At 61.0% G+C, this 19,205-nt stretch carries 26 protein-coding genes and 1 pseudogene; 9 read left to right on the forward strand and 18 right to left on the reverse strand.

Features of this window, described 5'->3' with window-relative positions; genetic code table 11:
• The 11 genes from G3N94_RS04270 to G3N94_RS04320 all read right to left on the reverse strand — a co-directional run bounded on the left by G3N94_RS04270 (position 1) and on the right by G3N94_RS04320 (position 6,314).
• The gene (locus tag G3N94_RS04270) at positions 1–504 is read right to left on the reverse strand and encodes a hypothetical protein (RefSeq protein ID WP_241021572.1); all 504 of its coding nucleotides are present in this window, start codon (positions 502–504) and stop codon (positions 1–3) included.
• Between the two features lie 2 nt (positions 505–506).
• Entirely contained in the window at positions 507–2,906 is a 2,400-nt protein-coding gene (locus G3N94_RS04275; protein ID WP_205790843.1) for a transporter, read from the reverse strand.
• The gene (locus G3N94_RS04280; RefSeq protein ID WP_205790844.1) at positions 2,897–3,100 is read right to left on the reverse strand and encodes a hypothetical protein; all 204 of its coding nucleotides are present in this window, start codon (positions 3,098–3,100) and stop codon (positions 2,897–2,899) included. The genes G3N94_RS04275 and G3N94_RS04280 overlap by 10 nt, the downstream gene beginning before the upstream one ends.
• Positions 3,093–3,521: a VirB3 family type IV secretion system protein gene (locus G3N94_RS04285; RefSeq protein WP_205790845.1), complete on the reverse strand. Its 429-nt coding sequence runs from the start codon at positions 3,519–3,521 to the stop codon at positions 3,093–3,095. Before G3N94_RS04285 ends, G3N94_RS04280 begins: the two co-directional genes overlap by 8 nt.
• A 5-nt stretch (positions 3,522–3,526) precedes the next feature.
• Complete coding sequence (locus tag G3N94_RS04290) at positions 3,527–3,874, reverse strand: hypothetical protein (protein WP_205790846.1); 348 nt, start codon at positions 3,872–3,874, stop codon at positions 3,527–3,529.
• Positions 3,875–3,885: 11 nt separating this feature from the next.
• Positions 3,886–4,533 carry a lytic transglycosylase domain-containing protein gene (locus G3N94_RS04295; protein WP_205790847.1) on the reverse strand — a complete coding sequence of 216 codons (648 nt, stop codon included), beginning with the start codon at positions 4,531–4,533 and terminating at the stop codon, positions 3,886–3,888.
• Positions 4,530–4,817 carry a hypothetical protein gene (locus tag G3N94_RS04300; RefSeq protein ID WP_205790848.1) on the reverse strand — a complete coding sequence of 96 codons (288 nt, stop codon included), beginning with the start codon at positions 4,815–4,817 and terminating at the stop codon, positions 4,530–4,532. The genes G3N94_RS04295 and G3N94_RS04300 overlap by 4 nt, the downstream gene beginning before the upstream one ends.
• Before the next feature lie 3 nt (positions 4,818–4,820).
• Positions 4,821–5,009 (reverse strand): hypothetical protein, encoded by a 189-nt coding sequence (locus G3N94_RS04305; RefSeq protein WP_205790849.1) that lies wholly within the window; start codon positions 5,007–5,009, stop codon positions 4,821–4,823.
• A 52-nt stretch (positions 5,010–5,061) separates the two neighbouring features.
• Positions 5,062–5,232 carry a hypothetical protein gene (locus G3N94_RS04310; RefSeq protein WP_205790850.1) on the reverse strand — a complete coding sequence of 57 codons (171 nt, stop codon included), beginning with the start codon at positions 5,230–5,232 and terminating at the stop codon, positions 5,062–5,064.
• A 157-nt stretch (positions 5,233–5,389) separates the two neighbouring features.
• Entirely contained in the window at positions 5,390–5,608 is a 219-nt protein-coding gene (locus tag G3N94_RS04315; RefSeq protein WP_205790851.1) for a hypothetical protein, read from the reverse strand.
• Positions 5,609–5,633: 25 nt separating this feature from the next.
• The gene (locus tag G3N94_RS04320) at positions 5,634–6,314 is read right to left on the reverse strand and encodes a hypothetical protein (RefSeq protein WP_241021573.1); all 681 of its coding nucleotides are present in this window, start codon (positions 6,312–6,314) and stop codon (positions 5,634–5,636) included.
• 302 nt (positions 6,315–6,616) lie between these two features.
• Between G3N94_RS04320 and G3N94_RS04325 the strand changes: the two genes are divergently transcribed.
• Positions 6,617–6,991, forward strand: a complete 375-nt coding sequence (locus G3N94_RS04325; RefSeq protein ID WP_205790879.1) for a helix-turn-helix transcriptional regulator — start codon at positions 6,617–6,619, stop codon at positions 6,989–6,991.
• A 17-nt stretch (positions 6,992–7,008) separates the two neighbouring features.
• On the opposite strand, the gene G3N94_RS04330 is transcribed toward G3N94_RS04325, so the two are convergent.
• From G3N94_RS04330 to G3N94_RS04355, 7 genes and pseudogenes are all read right to left on the reverse strand, one after another.
• Positions 7,009–7,947, reverse strand: coding sequence for a PAS domain S-box protein (locus tag G3N94_RS04330; protein WP_205790852.1), 939 nt, complete (start codon positions 7,945–7,947; stop codon positions 7,009–7,011).
• A 668-nt stretch (positions 7,948–8,615) separates the two neighbouring features.
• Positions 8,616–8,726, reverse strand: a pseudogene (locus G3N94_RS42195) (IS5/IS1182 family transposase); the annotation flags it as partial.
• 635 nt (positions 8,727–9,361) lie between these two features.
• Positions 9,362–10,336, reverse strand: a complete 975-nt coding sequence (locus tag G3N94_RS04335) for a replication protein RepA (protein ID WP_205790853.1) — start codon at positions 10,334–10,336, stop codon at positions 9,362–9,364.
• Between the two features lie 1,126 nt (positions 10,337–11,462).
• A complete protein-coding gene (locus tag G3N94_RS04340) occupies positions 11,463–12,512 on the reverse strand; it encodes a ParB/RepB/Spo0J family partition protein (protein WP_205790854.1) in 1,050 nt (349 codons plus the stop codon).
• 2 nt (positions 12,513–12,514) lie between these two features.
• On the reverse strand, positions 12,515–13,198 hold the full coding sequence (gene parA, locus G3N94_RS04345) for a ParA family partition ATPase (RefSeq protein ID WP_205790855.1): 684 nt from the start codon (positions 13,196–13,198) through the stop codon (positions 12,515–12,517).
• A gap of 695 nt (positions 13,199–13,893) precedes the next feature.
• A complete protein-coding gene (locus G3N94_RS04350) occupies positions 13,894–14,214 on the reverse strand; it encodes a hypothetical protein (RefSeq protein WP_205790856.1) in 321 nt (106 codons plus the stop codon).
• Positions 14,215–14,279: 65 nt separating this feature from the next.
• Entirely contained in the window at positions 14,280–14,861 is a 582-nt protein-coding gene (locus tag G3N94_RS04355; RefSeq protein ID WP_205790857.1) for a hypothetical protein, read from the reverse strand.
• 366 nt (positions 14,862–15,227) lie between these two features.
• On the opposite strand from G3N94_RS04355, the gene G3N94_RS04360 reads away from it, so the two are divergent.
• The 8 genes from G3N94_RS04360 to G3N94_RS04395 all read left to right on the forward strand — a co-directional run.
• Positions 15,228–15,497: a DUF1778 domain-containing protein gene (locus tag G3N94_RS04360; protein ID WP_205790858.1), complete on the forward strand. Its 270-nt coding sequence runs from the start codon at positions 15,228–15,230 to the stop codon at positions 15,495–15,497.
• Positions 15,494–15,982, forward strand: coding sequence for a GNAT family N-acetyltransferase (locus tag G3N94_RS04365; RefSeq protein WP_205790859.1), 489 nt, complete (start codon positions 15,494–15,496; stop codon positions 15,980–15,982). Before G3N94_RS04360 ends, G3N94_RS04365 begins: the two co-directional genes overlap by 4 nt.
• Positions 15,983–16,064: 82 nt before the next feature.
• The gene (locus G3N94_RS04370) at positions 16,065–16,307 is read left to right on the forward strand and encodes a hypothetical protein (RefSeq protein ID WP_241021575.1); all 243 of its coding nucleotides are present in this window, start codon (positions 16,065–16,067) and stop codon (positions 16,305–16,307) included.
• A gap of 271 nt (positions 16,308–16,578) precedes the next feature.
• On the forward strand, positions 16,579–17,490 hold the full coding sequence (locus tag G3N94_RS04375; RefSeq protein ID WP_277398505.1) for an NYN domain-containing protein: 912 nt from the start codon (positions 16,579–16,581) through the stop codon (positions 17,488–17,490).
• A gap of 115 nt (positions 17,491–17,605) precedes the next feature.
• Positions 17,606–17,800 carry a hypothetical protein gene (locus G3N94_RS04380; RefSeq protein ID WP_205790861.1) on the forward strand — a complete coding sequence of 65 codons (195 nt, stop codon included), beginning with the start codon at positions 17,606–17,608 and terminating at the stop codon, positions 17,798–17,800.
• A 284-nt stretch (positions 17,801–18,084) separates the two neighbouring features.
• On the forward strand, positions 18,085–18,330 hold the full coding sequence (locus tag G3N94_RS04385; protein WP_205790862.1) for a hypothetical protein: 246 nt from the start codon (positions 18,085–18,087) through the stop codon (positions 18,328–18,330).
• 10 nt (positions 18,331–18,340) lie between these two features.
• Positions 18,341–18,778 carry a hypothetical protein gene (locus G3N94_RS04390; protein WP_205790863.1) on the forward strand — a complete coding sequence of 146 codons (438 nt, stop codon included), beginning with the start codon at positions 18,341–18,343 and terminating at the stop codon, positions 18,776–18,778.
• 1 nt (position 18,779) lies between these two features.
• Positions 18,780–19,205 (forward strand): phage integrase family protein (locus G3N94_RS04395; RefSeq protein ID WP_277398506.1); only part of this gene is annotated, 426 nt, incomplete at its 3' end.

A 19,205-nucleotide genomic window follows, 5' to 3' on the forward strand; every position in this document is an offset into this window, starting at 1 on the left:
TCATGCTCCGTGGTTGGACTGCTGTTGCCGCCGGGCCATCGCCAGCACGTCGAGGTCGTGCGGCACGATCAGCCGACGCTGATGACGGATCGCGTCGAGATAGGCGAGCGCGCCCGGAAAGGCCTCGTTTCGCTCCTCCAGATCGGCCGGCGTGACGTCGATCGGACGATACGGGTTGACTGGGCGAGGCAAGTGGCGCACAACGTAATCCCAGCAACGAATGGCAAGCAGGCAGGCCAGCGCCCCGAGGAACCCAAGTACGAGGCCGCGGTAGTCAACTTTGCTGCCGAGCAACGCGCGGCGGACGCTGACAGGAATCGCCTCGAAGCTGTAGCTGAGCCCCCCGACCGCCAGCCCCACGAAACAGAGCAGACCGACTCCAAACAGGATGCGACGGGCGAGGATCTTCCGATCCCAGACCCGATCGTGCTCGACCGCCCACTGTTCCAGTTGGCCGCGCGTGGCCGGCCCGATCGCCGACACGAGGTGCAGATCGCGTTTCATCGTCACTGGACCTCCTCTGCCAACTCTGACTCGGGCTTGCGATCGCGCTTGCCCTTGCGGCGCTCCTGGAACAGCTGCATGCGCAGATCCGTGTCGCCATGCGCGTCGCGCGCGCATTCTTCCCAGATCGCAACGTTGTCGAGGCTGCTGGAAAGCACTGCGATCTCGTCGTTCATGCCGCCCAGATCCAGCGTCGCGAATGACGACTGGTTGCTCTGCTTGATCAGGAACGTGCGCGACTCCTTCGACAGCTTCTTGAGCGTGTCGAATTCGCGGTCGGTCAGGTTCAGGAGCTTGTAGCCCTCGCACGTCGCGTCCGGGTTCGGCAGATAGATCTTCGTCGCCGTCAGGTCGCGGATCTCGGCGAACACCGGGCACTGGATCGCATCTTCCGGCGACTGCGAATCCAGGATCAGGAATTCGTCAGCCTTCCGGCCCGTCTTCAGCGACTTGCGGATCAGTTCCTGCGTGGTCGGATAGCTCGCCGGCAGCCAGAATTCGGCGATCACCGTCGCGAGCAGCCCGCCCTTGCGCTGCATCTGATCCTTCAGGTACAGCAGGTGCGCGAGCACCGGCTCCGTGGCGGCGTAGTCCTTCTTCAGGAAGTCGGTCACGTCGAAACCGATCCGGCGCATGTCGGCGATGTTCGTCAGCGTGTCCGGCACATTGTCCAGCGCCCATGCGAATCGACCGTTAGTTGCGTCGCACCACTGGCTCAAACGCAGCCACAGACTGTTTTCCTCGCCGGTGTCCGGGATCGACTCCAGCAGCCGGCTGAAGGTCTTGTGCTCGACGTTTTCCAGCGCCAGCACCGTGTCAACCGCGTGCTTGATCTGCCGCTGATCGTCGGCGCTGAGCTTGCCGTTCTCGTCGCGGCAGCATGCGCCGACCAGGTCGTAAAGGTGCGCGCGGTTGCGCTTCGTATCCGGCAGGCCAAGCGGCGCAAGGCCGGTCGGTTCGCCCTCGCGCAGCGTGTAGTAGATCGCACCCAGCTCCTCGAGGAAGATCCGCAGGCCCTGATCGAGGTCGAGCGCGAAAATCTTCGGGTCGAACCGCTCGAGGAAAGCGAGCAGCATCGTCTCGAGCGTCGTCTTGCCCGTGCCGGTCGAGCCGAGGATCAGCGTGTGGCCGGCGACCTTCTCGCCGACGCTGTCCTCGTCCAGGCGCGACGCATGGCAGTTCAGGCTGAACAGGCTCTTCGCCACGGTCTGCACCGGCATCAGCGCCGAACCGTCGCCGAGCGGATTGCCGCGCGCCTTGCCGGCCGCATAGGTGTGCATCGAGAACGACGACGCGAGGCTGCGGGTCGACTTCGGCATCGGCCGCGGCTTCGTCTTAAAGCCCGGCACCTGGCTCATGTACGTGTACGGTGCCGACGCCGTCGCCTTCACAAACTTGAAGCCGCAGTCGTTCAGCGCCCGGCTCGTCACATACGCGCCGTTGCTGATCGCCTGGTCAGCCGTGTCGCCATAGACGACGAGCGCGCCGTGGTAGTCGCCAAACGCGAGATCGCGGCCAGCGATCAGCGCGAGCGCGTCTTTCAGCTCCTTGATCTGGTGCGTGGCCTTGTCTTCAACCGAGTGCAAGTTGTTGATCTGCGCGTCGATCGCCTCCATCGCTTCGGCGGTGCTCAGGCAGCCAAAGCTCTGCGTGAAGGTGAATTCGACCGGCAGCGTCAGCAGCGGATTCGTCTGCCCCCACCCGGCCTGCGGAAAATCCTTCAGGTCGTAGCAGGTCGCGAAGCGGGTCGACCGGTCGGTGCGAATTTCCACCGTGTCGTAGTGGAAATGCAGATGCGACGTCGGAATCAGGTCACGCCCCGTCGCCTGCGTGACCGGCACGCGTTCGTCGATACCGTTCACCAGCTCGCCGATGAACTGGTACGGTTCCGAGAACAGGATGCCGTTGTGTTCGTAGATCTCGAGCAGCTGCGGATCGTAGGAGACAAGCGCCTTCGTCAGCGCTTCGCCCAGCTCCTCGAGCTCGCGCACCGTCTCGTCCAGGTCGTCGCCCTGCAGCAGCGCCGTGAGATAGAAACTGTTCTCGTAGTGATGGTGCTTGCGGAAGCGCTGCAGATATTTGTCGACAGCCTGCTGGATGAACGGATTGATGAAGCGGTACTCGTCGCCGAACGAGACGCGGCGCCGGCGGAACGTGCTCCACAACGACAGGCGGTTGCCCTTCTCCAGCGTCATCGCGGCCAGCTGGCGATTCCAGCTGTCGTAGCGCGCCTCGATCTCACCACGGCTGACCGATTCGAACGGCACGCCGTTCACGCGCAGCACCATGAAGGCACCGCCGTTGTCGATGCTCGTCGCCGTTTCCGACACCGGGCGGCCGATGCGCGGCAGCTTGTCCTCGGCGGACGCGACAAGTCGGTTCAGGTCGTTGCTCAGGCGCATGCTTCGTCTCCCGCGTCCCGCCCGTCGCCGGCCGAATCGCCGCGAATGATGCGGAATGCCTCGGCCGTCACACGAAGCAGGTTGTAGGCCGTCTTGCCCGCGGTCGTGGGCCCGAACATCGTCGTGTGGCCCACGTCGGACGGCCACACCCTGGCGACGCCGTCGGCGGGCGGAATGGGATGGCGGTTACTCATCGTTGTCCTCCAGTGCCTGCGTGAGCAGGTGTTGACGCAGCGCCGCGAAGCGCTCCAGATCCCGGCCGCGCGCAAACGAACGGGTGTAGACGCCTACGTCGCGGCCATAGCGCATCGGCGCGAGCGTGTAGGTCCTGCCGAACACGGCGACACGCCGGCGGTCGAGCCAGCAGCGGAATTCCAGCCAGAACAGGCGCAGCGCCTGGTCGTCTTTCTCGCAGACATGCCGGAAGAACAGGAAAATCGGCACGCCGGCCGAGCCGATCAGCAGGCCGCCGGGGCCAAGCACGAAGCCGCCGATCATGCTGGCGATTAGCGACGTACAACCGATGATCAGCGCAGGGAACATCGGGACGCCGCCGATCATCGCGATCCGGTTCAGGCCCGCGTAGGACGGATACAGCGTGCGTTCGTCTTCCATGGCGGTCAGGCAAAGAGTCCGAATGCCCACCCGGCGAGCACAAGTGCCGCGCCGACGCCCGCCACCTTCGCGATGCCGCCGCCGAAGTCGTGGATCCAGTCGGCCTTGTTGCTCCAGCACTGCACGCCGACCCACAGCAGGTACGAACCGGCCATCACGCCGCAAAAGCTGTAGAACCACGTGGTGAAGTTGTTGGCGGCCTGCGTGCCCGCGTTCAGGCCACCGCCCGCGTAAGCGGCGTGCACGGTGGTCGACATGGCGGCACCCGTGACGATGCGACGTGTGATCACGCCGCGCGAACGCAGCGCAGCCGGGGCGCGACCCAGTGTGGTTTTAAGAAAGCACTTCTTCATCGGATGCTCCGTTAAAAATCGCCCAGGGCGTCCCAGGCGGGGTGATGGTCTGTTTCGCGGGCACGGTCGGCCCCGGTTGTGGATGCGTCGTCGGCTCGCCGCAGGCGCGCCGGTCGCGCGGCACCACGTGACGCCGGCGCGGCGCCGTCCGGCACGACCGCGATCGGCGGCACGACCGCGCCGCTGGCGCCGATCGCAGTCGCGGCCACGCGCTGGACGTAACTCGTACCGCCCGAATCCGGCTGGAAGCCGCGTGTGAAATTGCCGCTGTAGTAGCAGCTGAGTGCTGCGCGCACCGCGTCTTGCGGTGCGCGGCCGCCGCTGGACGCGCGGGTATAGCAGTCCGCGAGGATGGCGCCGCCGGCGCGCAGGTTCGCGCACGGATCGAACACGGTTTCGGCGGTCAGCCCGTAGATGCGCAGATTCGCGCGGTTGACTTGCGCGAGGCCCATGCTGTAATTCCAGCCGGCCGCCTCGAGCGCACGCGCAGTGGCCACCGCCTCGTCGCGGGTGCGCGGCTGGCGCGCCAGGCGGCCACCGACCACGCCAATCGCGTACGGATTGAAGCCGGATTCCGTCTTGACGACCGCCTGCAGGGTGGTCGGATGCACGGTCGGCGCGCACTGCTGCGCCAGCATCGCAAAGTCGACGGGCATCATGTCTGCTCCCTCGTCTCGCCGTTGAGCCGCTGCGCGACGATCGTGATAGCAACAGCGGACAATTGGAACGTCGCCAACACGCCCGTCGCCCCGAGCAGCGCGAATCCGATCACACCAGGCATGCACTGCCGGAGCGGGCGCCCAGCCAAATGCTCGGCCACCCAACGCATATAGCGCTCGATGAACCACGGCAAGCTGCCGGCAGCCGACCCCGCGAGGACGGCGAGCAGCAGCACGCCGATCGCGAGCGGCTTCGCCAACGGATGTTTGAAAAGCTTGTGCATGGCTCACCACTCCCTGTCATCGTCGCCACGCGGCCTGCCGCGCTTGAACATCACAAAAGCGATTGCAAACCAGCCGAACGCCACCATCGCCGCCCCGATCATGTCGTTGATCGAGCGCCGCTCGATCAGCCAGTACACGACACCGAACGTCGCCGTCACGAAAATGAAGACCAACAGCGCGCGGATGCTCAATCTGATCCACCTGAAAATCCTGTTCATTGCGTGGCCATCACTCTCTTTGTGGTTAGATCCAGCTGCCCATCCCGAAGCCACTGCACGATTTCTTGCGCTTCGGCGCGGGGTTCGGTACGCCGTTCGCGTCCGGGTAAGACGCCTTGCGCGGCGGCTCGTCCTTGTAGTTCGAGCAACCCCAGAAGGCACCGTCCTTGCCGTTGATTCGGCGCAGCTGGCCCATCCGGCAAAGCCTGGATCAGGATGTGCCCCCTGCAACGGCACGAAGGAATCCTCGCCGACTTTGTAGGCCGGTTCGTGGCGCAACGGACGCCCGCCGAACACGGCCATCACGTCCTTGGCAAGCGACGGCTTCTCGGGGATGTACAGGCACGCCATGCTTACTGCCCCTCCTGCTCGACCGCACACGCGCGCACGAAGCCGCGATGGGGCAAATCGTGCTTCGGCTGGTCGAAGAAGTGACGCGCAGCAAGCGAATCTGGCGTGTGAAACGCACGCGGGTGCGCCGCACGTAGGATCTCGACCAGCGCATCAACCGCATCCACACCCTCAAACGAAGCATTGAGGAGTGCTTGTTGTTCTGCGTTGCTAAGTGACATGACATGGCCCTCCGGGGGAGATCAGTCAGTGACGGTTGCCAAAGCCGTACCAGGGGGACGGCGAGCCGTTGGTCCCGATGCGGTTGTTGTCGAGATCGTCAATCCAGCGTTTCGCGGTTTCCGCGGGGTCGTAGTAGGGTGTCGTCGAGCCGCCGCCGAAGTATTCGGTGCGGGAGCTGGGCTTGCCGTTGATGCCCCACCAGACCCGCGTGAAGACTTGGCCGTTGAGCTTGACCTGGATGACGTTGCGTGCGCGGCACGCCGGACCGTACATGCTGTTGTAATACATCAGGTCGTACGGGCAGAAGAACCCGCTAGCGCCGCCGTTACCACCGCTGATGGTGGTCGACTTCATGAGTTGCAGCACGTCGGCCGGAATGGCGCCGCGGATCTCCTCGGAAAGCGAATCCCAGCTTGCCATTAGATTGCAGGTTGGGAACGGATGGCCGTGCGCCAGATGGTCCCAGAGTTTTTCGATGGGCGGCACGCATGCGCCCTCGGTCTCCGGACCGCGTGGATCCGCCAGGCACAGCATCACCTGGCAGCCCCAGTCATCCGCGTGCGCTGAAATCGCAGGAGCAAACAACACCAGCGCTACAGATAGCGCCTGCAGAGCCCCGGCAGTCGAGCGAACCACGACCTTGCGCTGGGTCAATGCAACCCCAGCCCCCGAAATTCCCGACTCACCGACGACGAGGCGCTTCATTTTTACCTTCCTCCGTTCCACTTGACTGTCGGCTGGTCGACCATGCCTTATGAAGGTCCAGAAGGCGTAACCCAAGATCTGCATTCGGGCGCTTGGTAACGCCATTCACCAGATCGCTGATGGTCGACAGTCCGCACTCACAGAGCCTTGCAAGCTCGCGCTGAGTTACGCCGCCACGGGTTCGGTTGGTCAGATCTCGAACAAGGGTTTGCCAGTCCATACGACTGACAATATCGGAATTCCGAACACCACGCAACAAATATGATCGGAATTCCGGAGTTCGCTTGGACTATCGTAGCCGGATGGAAAATTCTAATGAGGGTCAGGGTCGCACCCCATTCGGCGCGCGCCTGTTTTCTGCCCGACGGCGGAAAGGAATGACCCAACGCCAGGTCTCAATGCATGTTGGGATCTCCGCCAGCAACCTTGCCGAGCTTGAGCAAACGGGGGCTGGTTCTGCATTTACCGTCGCTCTCGCTTTGCTTTACGGCGTCAACCCCGTATGGCTCGCCCTTGGCAAGGGTCCAATGACCGGAGGGCAGCCGGCGCCGGAATGGCTTGAGACGCTTACCCCGCGCGAGCTCGAAATCGTCAAGCATTTCGTCGAAGGCTTAATCGCGGCGCGGCAGGCGGGTAAGCCGAGTTCAACCACCGGCGCCGACGATAATCCTAAGTAGTGCGCGCGCGTCGTAGATCATTTCGATTGTTCGCCCTGGAGGATACGTGCATCGATCTCGTCGTACAGTTGATACGCGTCGCGAATCGCACTTGCCGCAAGACTCCGAGCGTGCGCCAAAGCTTTGACCTCTCCGCCCCCCTCTACCGATGCAAGCAACGCACGGACGCCATCCACCAGTGCGGCCCAGTCCATGATCTTCTTCATCATCTCGAGGCCGTGCATCTCATCTAATGCTGGGTAGCGCCCGCCGACGCTGGCCACAACGCCATCGCACTTAGCGGGAACGAGCTCCACGCCGGAGCACACGATAAATTCAGCCCCACCGCTTTCCGCCGGCCGGATGAACCGATTCCTGAACAGAAACGGCCGAGATCCGTTCACCGTCTCGATCATCCGCTGCACATCAAACGGCCGGCCTTGTTCAAAAAACCTCGAAATGTTGTCTCGCGAATTTCGCCCTTCCTCTGGTGACATGAAAAGCATTTGGGCGTTTTCGCCAATTACGTTTTCCTCTTTACAGCCCGTATATTCTTCAGCCTTTCGATTGAAGCGGCGTATGGTTCCGGATCTGTCGAGCACGACAACTATGGAATTGACTTCAGATACAATTTCTTCCGCGAATGCCAAAGCCTGCATGGAATTTTGCGCCACAGACTCTGAATCTCGAAGCGCAGCGGCAACGCCCGCCCATTCGGACGTTGTGATCTTCTTGCCGACAAGGTGCAAACGGACATGTCGACCCAGAATCTCGACATCAAGAAACAGCACGGTAGTCGCGCCCGTCAGCCGTTTAATTTGAGTCACTTGCCGAGCTTTCAACTTCAAACGGAGGTTGCGCCCTTCGTCGTTCCCTGTTGCGCTCAACACCAGTTCGTCGCTCGAATTTGACAGCTTCCAGATAGGGCTGGATGTGCCGAGATAATCATTAAAACCATGAAAACCTGTGTCACCCATGCAATCACCAACCTATTTAAATATTTCCACGATCACATAGAACCACATTAGATACATCTGCTCGTTGGAAACGCAACTACATTGTTGCCCCGCTGTTCTTGTACTGTCGAGATAATTCTTTCGCTCGCATGAAACTGCGGATCGATAGAAAACACTCCTCGCCATGCGTTATCCTGGAATTTTCTCCCAAAGAGAAAGCCGCTTACCGCCTCCCCATCAATATGAACAGAGCATGGAACTTTCACGACTTTGCTTCCCAGCTCCCGAATCAATGCAAGTACATCCGAGGGCAATGTCGAAACCGCATCTGATATAGATCGCGATCCACCAAAGCGAATTACATTACTGTCTTGCGAAACAATCCAGAATGGATTCTCTGTGCCAAAACGAAGGTACAAACGCGTGTCAACATTCACTATTTCCATAACCCTTCCGAATAACAAACAACCGTATCCATCGGCGGCGTCACACTAGCAAACGTTTGCGCGGCCGCCATGCGTTGAGGTGCAGCAACCCTCGACATGCTCTAAACGAGACACCACTATAACCGAGCGCGAAATACTGTCTGTTAGAAAGTGTTATCGGCCAATAAACTCAATTTTGCAATTATGAGAGGCATTGTTGCATGCATCGAATTTGAGGACGAAGCAGCTCCATCGTTCATGAACTCAGGCGTTACGAACAGACTGCGGGCGTGCGAAGGCCGTCATGCGGTTCAATATCGCCATTCGGATCGCGACCTCCCTCGCCTGCGAGTCGGTGCGCCGTGACCACAAGCGGTTGTGCGAGGCGAGCCAGCTTCTTGTAGCGTGGCACAGGCAAGCTGGCAAAGGCCAAATCGCGCTGACTTACTTTGTGCGAAAGCCTGAAGCGCGCGCAGTGGCAAGCGAAACACAGCCTTGACGCTGAGCAGGGACTTCGGTGCATGTTCCTGCCGACGCCAGGATGAACCGGTTGCCGAGGCGCCGATGATCCGGTCGGCCAGGTGGCAAATGCCGACCATTTCAAGATGAGGTCGACATCCGGCCGGTTCAGGTAAATCTCGGCATCTGGATCAAAACGGAGTCGGCGCCCACATGCTGCAGCTCATTGATGAACGTGAGGATTAGAGTGCCCGCGACGGACGCAGCCAATTGCGAGGGCTCGGCGGCCGCGAACGATCATGCGCTGCTCCCAGTCAGTGGGGTTACAGCTTATCTGATGACATCAGATTTCTGCCGCGCGGACTCCTTCTAGATTCGACCTGAACCTCAAGGGATTTTGTTGATGCTAGAGCCACGCGAATTCAGTGTTGCCAATGAAAAACGGGCCCGCAGGCCCGCTTTCACCACTTCGATGTCTTCGACAGGAACCGTCACATCCGCCCCGAGATATGGGTGAATCAAACACGCATATCTCGGGGCGCCGTGCCTCTTCAGAAATTCTTGACGAGCCGGGGAACGCTCGTCTTCGAGGGCTCCAAGTAGAGTCCTGCCTTCGTCGGGTTCACGTTCGCGTCGGGATAAACCTCGAGCACTTGCAGGAGAGCCCGGCGAACAGTCTCGCGGAATTTTTTGTCCTCAGCAGCGCCGGAACCAAACTGCAGCTTCAGCGCTTCCCATGGAACGGTGGTGGGAGCCCGCAACGAGAAGTTGCGGTATGTCAGCCAACAGTAGAGGTCAATCGCCATCGGCGACTGGCGAAGTGCCTTCAGCGCACGAAGATCGATCGGCACCGGCGTCGTGACGATCTCGTTAAAAAACCTCTCCGACAAGGTGACCGTCGATTGCCACAGGCCAGCCTGATCGGGTGCCTGAGGATCCCACCACAGGCATGTCTCGTCCGCAATGCTGAACTTCCGCGAATGGAAATCGCTTCCCGGCACCGATCCGCCGCGCACGATCGCCATGTCCGACGCGAACAGGCGCTTCATCATCTCGCGTACACGCGTGATCGATCCGTTCTTCCCACCAGTGTGGGAATTGATCCCTATCGCATCCATAAAGGCCGATAGCGATTTCCCAAGGACCAACTGCCGCTCTTTCGTCCTGACTGCTTCGGTCCCAAGCCATGCGAGCAGGAGCCGGGGGATCGTCCCGTAGGGATAGCCCATGCTCTCGAGTCGATTCGACGTCGCGTCGTGATAGTAGCCTGGCTTGATGATGAGGCTCATGTCCCCCGATACCCTGCCCCATACGGGAAGGTTGCGATCAGGCTCGCGATAAGGCAGCGTTGCTTGAACAAGAGCTCGTCCCATAAACCCGGCCATGCCGGCGCGAAATGCATCTTCACGCTCGATAGCCAACGATTCCTCGTACAGTCGAGTGGCGACGCTCGGCCGGATCGCGGTGGATCGTGGTTCGGCAGCCGGCTTCTTCTTCACGCTCTTCGGCTTCGCAGCTTCTGTCATGGTCGTGCTCGCTTGATTGGCCGGATTTAAACACAGGCCCCATACGCCGTCACGCATATGTTGGGGCAGTTTTTCGACTGTGGATAAACCCTGTGGAGAACCACAGTTATCCACGCATAATTTGGGGCCTGTATACGCATAAGTCGGGGCCGGCTTTCCGCATAAGTTGGGGCAGTCTACGCATATCTCGGGGCGTCCAACGCATAAATAGGGGCAATTCTTCTCGTAACCATTTGAAGGGTATAGGTTTTCTTGAGCATCTAGGTTTTGCTTTTAGAGGTAGGTTTACCTCTATGTTGCTTATAGAGGCACCCACTGCGGTGGACAACCTTCGGTTGCCCACTCTTCGCGGGCGCTCGACCACGACGAAGAAAGAGAACCTTCCACCCATCGCAGAAAGCTTCGATGGGGCTATGGCAGCAAAGGCCGACCAAAGCGCCCCACCTTATGCGTAGTTGACAGCATCAGCCGCGCCCCTCACCTGCCCCAACATATGCGTTTCTTGCTGCCACGCCTTGCCCCGGCGTATGCGTTGTCTTTGTGGGCAGGACAGCCCCAATTTATGCGCTCGGTTGGACTGCAGCTCGCCCCAACATATGCGCTCGTTGGACCGACACCTTGCCCCGACAGATACGTTGCCAGTTTCGCGGGAGCTGCCCCAACTTATGCGCTTGGCCGGGAGGCAGTCTGCCCCAACATATGCGTTCGCTGAACCCATAGCTTGCCCCGATTTATGCGTTTTCGGTGTCGACAGAAGAGCGCCAACTTATGCGTTTGGTCGGGCGGCGATCGGCCCCAACATATGCGTTAGCGCGCGACGACACTCCGCCCCAATTTATGCGTAACCTAAGCGCCCCAGTTAGTGCCCACTCACTTGCCGTTCGGCATGGAGTATGGACCTTTCCACCGACGCTAGGATCGAGAACACGCTTGAGACGCCCCTAGATATGCGCACGATGAGAGTCAGATCACGCCCCAAGATATACGCTCGTCGCGCATCAATGGCCGCCCCGATTTATGCGTACATCGTTCGTCGTGCATCGCCCCAATTTATGCGCGCGGCGAGCACGATCGCACTGCGGACGGATGAACTCCGAAGCCGCTTCGAGGTTGTGGCCGCCCCGACTTATGCGTCGGAAACTGCATCCGTCGCTTGCCTCGAACTCGTCCACTCGAGAACAACGGCTTTCAGTTTTTCCCCGAGATCCGCTTGTTCCGGACCGGTTACTCCCTTAAGGGTCAGCTCGGTTCGACCGTCGGCGAACAGCTTCAGCATGCCAATTTCGGTGCCATCGCCTAGCCGGAAAGGGTACTTCGACTGGTAATGAACTTTGCTCCGCTTAGAAGTTTTGGCCTTACTCTCCTCCGAGGCGACCTGTTCGAGCTTGCGGACACTGGCGTTTCCGTCGACTACCTCGTTCAGCCAATGGGTAGCGACAGTCTCCCCCGCTCGATCGAAGATCAGCTTCAGGTTGTAGGCATGCGACAGCTTCACGAGATCCGATCGCTTGGCCATCGACTCCAAGAAATGCGTCGGGAATGTGGTCAGCTGCAGCACCTTGCTGACGTGTTTGGGATCTCGGCCGACAGCAATTGCAAGTTCGTTCTGGTCACGGTAGATGCCTTCGTCAAGAAGCCTCTTCCAGGCAGATGCATCATCGAAGTCGGTTTGCTCATCGCGGTCCTTGTTAGCGTGGTAGGCACGCAGATAGAGCCCTTTCGCCTCAAGCTCTTCTTCGATGATTTCGGCATCGATGAATTCGTCTCTGCGGCGTGTAGCAGCACGTGTGCGTCGACCACCATCGATAATGACCCACTTGTCCGGATACTGCGGAAGTCTAGTTACCTTGATGGCCTCCAGTTGCCCTTGGGAGTCGAAGGATTCAGCAAGGTCGTCGATCGTTTTGTCGTCGTAAAAGACGCGCGGGTTGTAGGGATTGGGGATTGTGTCGGCGACTCGAATCTTCACCGGCCGACGGTTCGACGCTACCGTACCCTCGCGCGACATCGCCCCCGGAATACGGTCGGTGACGTTGCTCGGAAGCACGTGTGCGACTTCCAGGTGTGCGGTCTCAACGACTCGAGCGGCTTCCAGGCGGGCAGTTGCTGATCGTGTTTGTTCGTCCATTCCCGCCCGAACTTTGCTCCTCAAATCCAGCTTTCCCTTCGCGCTCATGGTCATTCCTCCGTCTCGGTCGAAGTGCCTTGATGAAGTTCGACGACTGCCTCGAACAGGTCAGTGAAGTCTTTTTTTGCAGCCTTCGTATTTCTCAACCCCTTCGCGTCGAAAACGGTGCGGCCGAGTGCCGCTGCCTGACGATAAACCTCGCGATAAGGAACCTTCGTTTCGAGAAGAGTCACCCCGCTCTCCCCCAGCAGCTGAAGCATTTGTTCGCCAAGAATCGATCGAGATTGAAATTTATTTAAAAAAATAGCAACTTTTCCGTTGGGGTTTACTGTCTGAGTGCCTTCGATCAGCTTGATCATCCCTTGGTTGCTCCACATCTCAAGGGGCGAGACATCAGTTGGTACGAGGGTGACGTCCGCGACGGCAAGAACACGGCCTGTCGTCAGGTCTGCGATATTCGGAGGGCAGTCGACGATGACGATATCGTAATCGTCCGCCAGGGTTGTTATTTGGGTGCCAATCATTTTCCCTAGCCCAGCAAGGCTAATTACGGGAAATGGCAACGGTTGATCTTCGCCGGCAGAGGCGGCCCAGCTCATGCACGACTGCTGGTCATCCGTGTCCGTCAAAAGCACCTTATAGCCTTGTTCGTGACACGCGCCGGCAAGGTTTACTGAAGTAGTTGTCTTGCCGACCCCGCCCTTCTGATTCGCGACCGCAAACACCAATCCCATATCCGGACCCTCCTAGATCAATCCGCCTGCGCGGATGCTTCAGTCGGATTCTCCACGTGGAGAATTCATTCGTCGGACGAAGTCTAGCGTTTCGTTAAAATAAAGACAAATAATTTACGAAAATTGTTGCGTCTAGCCGACTCTCTACGTGAAGAATCGTCGTGATGAGGATCGATGTCGATTCAGTGGAATGAATACCGCAAGCTGCGCTGGGCCGATGAGAGCCACCATTAATCTCCAAGCGGAGAGCGCGAATGCCATGCGCGTCTTCACGTACGTTGCGACGGAGCTGGTCGAAGCGCGCTCGCATTGAGGCATCGCGTCAGAAGGCCCTAGACGATCTTTAAGGCGTCTTCTCGGGAGCAAATCTCCACGTGGAGAATGATCGTGCCGAGGATCGATGTCGGTTCAAGGCAAAGAATGCAGAAAGCTGCGTTGGAGCCCGATGAAAGCGCGCGTCACTCTCCACGAGGAGAGCGCGAGCGCCGTGTCAGTCTTTACGTGGAAAATCCCCCGCGTTGCGACGGTGCTGGTCGAAGCGCATCGCATTGAAGCATCACGTCAGACGGCCATCGATGAACTTTCGGGCATCTTCGCGGGGGCAAATCTCCACGTGGAGAATGGTCATGCAGAGGATCGATGTCGATTCAAGCCAAGGATTGCCGAACGCTGCGCTGGACCGATGAGAATTAGCATCACTCTCCACGTGGAGAATCCCGCGCGTTGCGACAGAGCTGGTCGAAGCGCATCGCATTGAAGCATCGCGTCAGTAGGTCCTCGATGATCTTTAGGGCATCTTCGCTGGGGGGAATCTCCACGTGGAGATTGATCGGAAAGGGAGTTTTTGAAATGCCGCCTGCGATTACGATGCCGCCTAATGAGGGGATTTGCCAGTCGCCTGTGCGCACTGGATTCTCCACGTGGAGAATCCAGTGCAATCGCACGTACCGGATGATGCCAACATTGGGTAGCGGCGTTACTTGCAATGGAATCCGACGGCTAGCGATGGTATTCACACCAACACGCGTTCAACATGGCGGCTGATCGTTCAGCCGGACGAATGGCACGAAACGTATTCACTTTATTCGACTGGCGTCCATTGATCGTCGGCCATACGATCCAAGATGGGAGGGGAGTAGAGATCGGCCTCGGCTATCGAGACCGCCGGTGAGGCCTCGTCGACGTCGAGATCTGCCGGGCAATCGAGTGCGCGGGCCCCAATGATGCTCGACAGACGAGAGGGAGCAGCGATCACTGCGGCGTCCTGCCGGGACCGGAAACCCGGATCACCGAACGCTCGATTCTCGCGCGGCAGCCGAATCTTGGATTCGCGCGGGTTTTCCGAGACGGCAGTCTGATGTTGGTGACCGGCCCGATCGCGTTTGTTGACGATCGTGATCGGACGATCCTCGCAGACTGGGGTTATCGCAAGCCCGTTGTCGATCGCGGTTGCCCGGTGTAGCAAGATGCTTTGGCAGAAGCCAAACCCATCGGTCCCGCGGCGCTCGGCCTGGCGCTGTTGCGCTTGGCCGGCGCGCGCGTGGTTCCCGACGGATCGGCCGATAAAGCCTAAGCGGTCGAGGTGAGTGTGGATCTTGTCGAGCGGTTTTTGACGCTCACGGACAGTCGGATTGACTCCGCTAAGGCTCAGCGTGAGATGCAAGTCTTGTACGCGGCCCTGTCCGCACACTAAGAATCCGTTGCATAGCTACGTGCACTGGTCGCTTGATCAAAGCCAACGAGATCGCCGCGACCAGACCGCGGTGTAGTTCATCCAGGAGCATTGCCGATTTGGGGAACCTGCATCTGAGTTGAGTAGATGAATAACTTGGTGCCGACCACGATTTTGATCGCGAGGAGTATGCCAAATGTCGGAAGCGGTTAAGCGCTCAGCGAGCCTCAACTGACTTGAGTAAATGAGCATGCAACGGCAAGCGACGATCCATGGGCAGTCACCCGGCAATTTTCCGTACACAACTTGACTGAGCCGGCAATTTTCCGTACAGTGGTGGCATGGAGGTAAATGACTATGGCTACCACTCGCTTTGAAGCCCGGATTGAATTGGACGTGCATGCGGCAATCCGGCGTGCCGCCGAGCTCCAGGGGCGCACAATGTCGGATTTTGTCGTCTCGGCTGCCCGCGAAGCTGCGCAACGCGCGATCGCCGACGCTGAGGTGATTCGCCTGTCGCTGGCGGATTCGCAGCGCTTTGCCGATGCGATTTTGTCGCCACCGGAGCCGGTCGATGCGCTGAAGCGCGCGATTGCCAGTCACGATCAGCTGCTGCGTAACGAATGAGCGCGGGTCAGCTGGTTGTTGCCGCGCTCGGATCCACCCATGACCGGTCCCGGTTCGAGTGCGGTTCGGCCGCGCTTGATCGTTACCTTCGGGAGCTGGTTACGCAGGACGTGCGACGAAGAGTCGCCGCGTGTTTCGTCTTGCTCGACGGCGACGTCGTCGCTGGCTATTACACGCTGTCCGCCGCGAGTGTGATGCTCGCGGATCTGCCGCACGACGTAGCTCGCAAGCTGCCCCGGTATCCGTCGATCCCGGCGGTGCGGATGGGGCGACTGGCCGTCGACTTGAAATACCGGGGGAGGGGACTCGGGGCAGCGTTGCTCGTCAACGCCCTACAACGCGCAGCGAAGTCCGAAATTGCGGCGGTTGCCTTGACGGTCGACGCGAAGGACGAAACGGCTGCCGAGTTCTACCGGCACTTCGGTTTCCTCGAGCTTGGAAACGATCCGCTCGCTCTGTTTTTGCCCCTGGCGTCGGTCAAGTAGGTTTAGATCGCTGTAGGACGGAAAGGCGCGAGCCTTGATGGGAGCATCGATGACGGACACCCTGTAGCTGGCAGCCTTTGCAATGCCGCCGACTTTTCCGCCGGCGCGCGTGCCGGCGCCCTGCGCGCAGTTCGTGCGTGGCTGGGCGCCGAGCTGGCAGCCGCTGGCGCCCCTGACACGGGACGGCCTCGAGGCGGCGTTCGGCTTCGGGCTGACCGTCGACGGCGGCGTGGTGCCGCTGATCGCGCGCATGCGGCGGGGCGGGCAGGGGGCGCGGCCGACGCCGGTGCCCGAGCGGGATCCGCGGCAGCGAGGTTTGTTTTGAAATCAGGGGATGGCGATGTTTCAGCCGGTTGACGGGTTGGAGAGGGTCAGCCCGGGCCGCTCAGCGCCCCGCGGTGACCGTTCGCCCCAGCCGACCACCCGCAACGCTTGGCTTGACATCGGCCCGCCGTTTTGTATACAGTGTCGCTAACAACTAATCCTCGAAACCGATATGGCCTGTCCGTTTGGTGCGAGGAAGGAAAAGCCGGCGCAAGCCGGTTTTTTCGTTTCTGGGGGCGGATATGCAGGTCGGGGAGGGTGCGCGACGCCGCTTGCGCACGCGCGTGTATGTCGATGGCTACAATTTTTACTACGGTTGCCTCAGAGGCAGCCACGACAAATGGCTCGACCTTTACGGGCTGTTTGCCGATCACGTTCTGCCCTCTGTGCTGGTGAAATTGGGCGGTCAGCCAGCGGACGCCGAATTGCTCCCCGAGGCGATCCAGTATTTCACCGCCAAGATCATTGAAAGTGCGGCCAAGGGGACCGACTCCGTCTCGTCGCAGGCACGCTATCACACCGCGTTACGCAAGCTGCACGGTAGCCGCGTCCAGATCATCGAAGGGTACTACTCGCTGACCCAGGTGCGCGTGCCACGCATTGATGAAGCGGACCCGGATCGACCGCCGCGCGATTGCGATCGCGTAGCCGTCTGGAAACTTGAGGAAAAACAGAGCGACGTCAACCTCGCCATCAACGCGTATCACGATGCGCTGACCGGCCAGATTGATCATGCCGTGATCGTGTCCAACGATACCGACCTGGTGCCTGCCGTGCGGATGATCCGCGCCCACACCCCGGTCGTGGTCGGGCTCGTGGTGCCCACCCGGGATCGTGAGCGCCGGCCCAATGCCGATTTGGCCAAGCATTGCCACTGGGTTCGCACGCACCTGACCGATCACGAATTGGCTGCGGCGCAGCTGCCGCGGGTCGTGCCGGGCGGCAAGCATCCGACCATCAAGCCCGATTCCTGGTACCCCTTTCCCGAGTTGTTCCAACAAGCGTTACAGCTGGCCGTCGGCGTGCGCGGCAGTCGAGCGGCGGCCTTCAAGTGGTTCGACGCGCCGTCGCCGTTTTTCGACGATCAAGCGCCGATGACGCTGATGGCCACGGAGGCAGGGCTTCACCGCGTGATCGCGTACATGCAGGACTGGATCGCAACGCACGCGACCGGCGCGCCCTGAACCGCACTGCTCGAACGACCGCCCATGGATCGCAGCGACGGATGGAGTTGGAGTTGCGCGCCGACCGCCGGTCATGGACAAAGCGGCTAGACTATTTGCTGGATAAGGAGTTGCTATGAGCCACGTGACGAAACCTGCCAAGCAGCCGGCGACGCCCGCCGTGGCCACCAAGGTCGTCGTGCGCGTGTCGCTGCGCAAGCAGAAACCGGCGCCGCTGACGGCGGCCGGCCAGGCGCAGCTGCGCGTCGCCGCCCGGCGGCCGGGTGGGCGGCTGACGCCGGAGTTGCCGGAATGGCGGAAGTCGAGCTAGTCGCGAACGGGCCAGGCGGCCCGTTTTTTTTTTGCGCCCACCCGGCTGCGGCCGGGTTTTTTGGACGCGCCGTCAATGCCGCTAACTGCGCTTAGCGGCATTGCGTTTAATGGGTCAAAACCCGTATAGTCCCGATTACGCTTGGCCGGAGTAGGGCGCCCGGTGCCCCTTGCCCCGCTGGAGACTGCGATGTGGGCCGTTGGCCTGAGCGCCGAGACCGAACCGGACAAGGGCGAGCCGTCTGCCTCGCGCGATGGCGAATTTCCAACCCAACTGAACCGCCGATGCAGGACCACGACTCGATTTCATATCCTCAACTGACCGCAGCCGCCGAAGCGCAGATCCGCGACTACGTCGCGTTCGCGGCCGCCGCCGGCGACGCCGCCGAGCGACGCGAGCATCGCGCGTCCGCCGTCAGCCTGTTCGCGTTCTGGCAAGGCTTCGCGAATCGCCTGCACCCGACGACCGATGACGTGGGCCGACGTGCGCTCGACGCCGACCAGCGGCGCTTGCTGGCGCTGTTGGGTTGACCGGCGCCCCATGCGGAAAACTTCCACGCGCGGCCGCCGGCCGCTGACCAAAGCACAGCTGCTCCCGCTGCCGGCCGACCAGGTGCGCCGGCTGTCGCTGAAACACCATCTCGCGCTCGCCGTGCTGCGCGACGGCCGCGGCGATCTTGAGGCGATCGGCACGCTGCTGAACGTGTTGTACCTCGCGTATTTCCTGCACGGCGCCGACGACCCGGATTCGGCGTGCTACCGGCTTGCCGAAGCGGCGCTCGACCAGTGTGTCGCGCGCGCCGAGCGCGGCGCGTCGTGGACGGTGACCGCCGGCGAGCGGGCGGCGCTCGAGCCGCTGGTGCTCATACACGACGGGCAGCTCGCCGCGGTGCCCCTGCATCGCTACCTTGACGCATGGGAACGCGTGCAGTGCGTGACCGCGCCCGGTGGGCACTCACCGATCCGGGCGGCAGCCTGACATGGCCAATCGTTCGCAGCCGCTCGCGCTGCCGCCGCTGCGCACCTACAGCCGGACTGAATTCACGGCGCTGCGCGCGCGTGTGAAGGGCGTGCCCATCGCGACGATCACGCGGCTGTATTTCGATTCGGACACCACCGAGCCGCTCGACGTCGAGCGCCTGCTGCGCGCGATGCGCGACGACTTGGTCGCGCTGGCGCTGCGCGACGGCACGCCGGTGCTGATCGCGCACCTGCAGGCGTCGATCGCCAAGTACGGCGAGCCGCGGCTGACGCCGGTGTCGTTGCAGATGATCGAGCAGGTGGCCGGGAAATGGGCCAGCGCGACGCCGGCCGCCGAGCATCCGGTCGGCCGCTGGTTGCGGCCGCTGGTCGCGGTGCGCCTGGCCGGGGAGGGGATCCGCACGCTCGGCGAGCTCGTCGCGTGG

It is taken from the genome of Burkholderia sp. Ac-20353, from assembly GCF_017104785.1.
Classification (GTDB): domain Bacteria; phylum Pseudomonadota; class Gammaproteobacteria; order Burkholderiales; family Burkholderiaceae; genus Burkholderia.